This window comes from Vibrio marinisediminis, from assembly GCF_014050145.1.
Lineage (GTDB): Bacteria > Pseudomonadota > Gammaproteobacteria > Enterobacterales > Vibrionaceae > Vibrio > Vibrio marinisediminis.
In genome coordinates, this window is sequence record NZ_JACFYF010000270.1 from 1 (window position 1) to 267 (window position 267).

Sequence of the window (267 nt, forward strand, 5' to 3'; positions counted from 1 at the left end):
GTCAGGCAGCGGTGCAGGATGTCGTTCTGGTTGGTGGCGATCACCAGGGTGTCGATGGGCAGGCCCATGCGCCGCGCGATGTAGCCTGCGAAGATGTCGCCGAAATTGCCCGTGGGGACCGTGAAGCTGATCTTGCGGTCCGGGGCGCCGAGGCTGGTCGCGGCCGAGAAGTAGTAGACGACCTGAGCCAGCACCCGCGCCCAATTGATCGAATTCACGCCCGCCAGCCGCACGCCGTCGCGGAAGCCGTGGTCGTTGAACATGTCC

1 pseudogene is annotated in these 267 nt (G+C 65.5%); it reads right to left on the reverse strand.

The features are described 5' to 3' along the window. Nucleotides 1-267 (reverse strand): annotated as a pseudogene (locus tag H2O73_RS24070) (threonine synthase); the annotation flags it as partial.